Origin of the sequence: Burkholderia territorii, assembly GCF_902833055.1 — a bacterium.
GTDB classification, from domain to species: domain Bacteria; phylum Pseudomonadota; class Gammaproteobacteria; order Burkholderiales; family Burkholderiaceae; genus Burkholderia; species Burkholderia territorii.
Genome location: NZ_CADFEJ010000149.1, coordinates 1 through 442 on the forward strand (window position 1 = coordinate 1; position 442 = coordinate 442).

Consider the following 442-nt stretch of genomic DNA (forward strand, 5'->3'; position numbering starts at 1 on the left):
TTGGCGTACATCGACAGCACCTTGCCGATCGCCTCGAACACGCCCATCTCCACCAGCAGCAGCGCGATCAGCACGTTGAACACCAGCCACACCACGCGCCCCGGATGGCTGTGCGTGAGCCGCGCGAAGAAGTTCGACCAGGCGAGCGACCCCGCGTAGGCATTGGTCACGTTGATCTTCAACTGGGAGACGATCACGAACAGCACGGCCACGGGCACCGCCCAGGACGCGAGCCCCAGCGGGTCGAGCAGCAGGTGGTAGGCGAGCAGGTACATCTGGGTGGGCTGCGCGGCCTGGGTGGCGTCGATCTCGTGCTGGATCGCGATGAAGGCGAGGAAGGCGCCGCCCAGCATCTTCAGCGCGCCCGGCACGATCCAGCCGGGCCCGGCGCTGAGCAAGGCGATCCACCAGCGCCGCCGGTTGCGCGCGGTGAGCGGCGGCA

Annotated in this window: 1 pseudogene; it reads right to left on the minus strand. The window is 68.3% G+C overall.

The window, feature by feature from the left end:
• A pseudogene (locus HW466_RS31465) lies at window positions 1-442 on the minus strand (hybrid sensor histidine kinase/response regulator); the annotation flags it as partial.